Source organism: Aeromonas finlandensis (assembly GCF_000764645.1).
In the GTDB taxonomy this organism is placed as follows: domain Bacteria; phylum Pseudomonadota; class Gammaproteobacteria; order Enterobacterales; family Aeromonadaceae; genus Aeromonas; species Aeromonas finlandensis.
In genome coordinates this window covers 1-2,172 of record NZ_JRGK01000299.1, presented here as the reverse complement: position 1 = coordinate 2,172, position 2,172 = coordinate 1, and the positions used below count along the sequence as shown (strand labels likewise).

At 47.5% G+C, this 2,172-nt stretch carries 2 protein-coding genes; both read left to right on the top strand.

Going from position 1 to position 2,172, the window contains the following annotated elements; translation table 11 throughout:
- Positions 1-497, top strand: a 497-nt coding sequence (locus LD28_RS0118805) for a hypothetical protein (protein ID WP_206538769.1), incomplete at its 5' end; no start/stop codon positions are given.
- A gap of 82 nt (positions 498-579) precedes the next feature.
- Positions 580-2,172 (top strand): HAD-IA family hydrolase (locus tag LD28_RS0118800; RefSeq protein ID WP_162182405.1); only part of this gene is annotated, 1,593 nt, incomplete at its 3' end.

Genomic DNA, 2,172 nt, shown 5'->3' with positions numbered 1-2,172 from the left:
ATACGCGGATATACGACGTTATTCCTTTTTTACTGGCACGGAAGATGAGGTTGCTGCGCACAAAAATCGGCGAAGTCAATACGGAATATCTTTTTAGTTTGCAGGATGTTCAGCAGGGGTTAACCCAATTTCAGGCGTTACCACTCTCTCACAATCTGGAATGGAATGTAGTTTCAATCCGTGAGCCTGAAGAGTTACATGTACTGAATATGACTTGTCCTGTTTATATTTATGGTGCCGGTAAGGGGGGAGAATTGGTGAGAGCATTGCTCGAATCCAAAGGGTTTAGCGTTACGTCATTTATCACAACACAGCAGCCAGATACTCACGATGGGTTGAAAATGATGTCTCTTGAGCAGTTTATTGAAAAGAGAGATGAAAATGCACAGATAGTTATTGCTAGTGCGTATTTTGATGTTATTTCACTGAACTTGGCTGAGCGAGGCATCATGCATTTCTACAATGCCTATCCATATGTTATGGGACATTTGAAGTAATAATGGCAGGTCGGTGAGTGGATTTGCTGACAAACCAATAACCGGTGTCTTTCGCTCCGTTATGAGACTTTATCAGGTGCCTATGAGTCATGAAAAAATAATATCATATTCCAGCTTACATCAGATGGTTGATGGTTGTGCGCTGTTTCAGCGGCTGGATGATCTAGTATCCCAGCGTGAAATTACTCACCTGTCTCTTGACCTTTTTGATACTTTTTTTCGGCGAGCGTGCGGTGAACCCTCATGGGTTTTTGAAGAGGCGGCTCGCAGAGTGCTCGCGAATGGTGTGGCATTGCCGATGGAGGCGGAAGATTACCGCCTTTGTCGGATCGAAGCTGAGTCTCGGGCAAGAAAACAGAGTGTGCGCGAAGATGTCCGTTTCACCGAGATCTTTGCCCATCTCCCGTTATCTGCCGAGCACAAGAGGGCTCTCATGGCTGAGGAGCTGCAAGTTGAACGGGATATGGTCTATCTCGATCCTCTGGTACAGATGATCTTGCTGCGAGCTCAATGTCACGGGCTGCAGGTTATTTTCATCTCAGACATGTATCTTTCGGAAGCATTTCTGAGGGAGCTGATAATTCAGAAGTGCCCGCAACTTCACAATGTACGCTTGTTCGTTTCCTCTGAGCTGGGCCTGACCAAACAGACTGGAAGCCTGTTTCGGCAGGTGCTCTCCCTGTTGGGGATTAAGCCTGAACAGGTCTTGCATATTGGTGATAACCCGAAGGCCGATGTGCAGTCAGCACAACAACTTGGCTTGGCCTCTTTGCATTTTGATCTACCCGACCATCTGTCTGAGATATTGGAAAACGAGAAGCTCTACCGGGTAAATTTGTCATCGACCATGCAACATGCCAGGAAGCTGGCCGTTCTATCGATGCCCCCAAAACTTTCCGAAGAGGAGCAATTTTTCTACGCGTATGGCGCCTTCATCCTTGGGCCCGTCCTGACGGCATTTGCCAAGTGGATTCTGCAGTCAGCCAAACGACTGCAGGTAAAAAACATTTTGTCTCTTATGCGAGAGGGCGGGATCTTTGCTGCCTGTATCAACCGCCAGATCGATTTTCAATCACAGCAGTACTCAGATATACGCTGTCAGACCTGTTATGCCTCACGCAAGGCGACTTATTTGCCGGCGATAGATGATCGCCAGCTGGAAGAGGCTGTTTCCCAGACCTTGATGCGTCGTAATTACACCGTTCGTGACTTTTTCAATGAATTTGGGATTCAGGATGTCAGATTGACATCCTTTCTCGACACACCGCTGGCGTTCCTAGATCAAATAGCTATCGATGGTCAAGATGGTTTGCAACTGATGGCGGATGTATTTGAGAAAAACATCGATCAAATCAAGAGCAATATTCAGCAAAGCAAGCTGGCCATGCGAGATTATTTTGGGGGACTGACTGGGAATGAGCCCTATCTGCTAGTCGATCTGGGGGGGGGCGGGACTATTCCCTCTCAAATTAGCAAGGCCATGCAACAGCAGCCGGTGACCAGTCTGTTGCTCTACTGCAACCATAGAGGCAGCAAAAACTCCGTTATCACGCCGATCAGTGGCTTTATTCCGGTGCGGAACGATACCATCAAGGGAATCAAGAAGATTGCCCGTTCCCCTGAGATTTTTGAAATTGTTCTCGTTGGTTTGGAAGGGAGCACACTGGGGTATCGG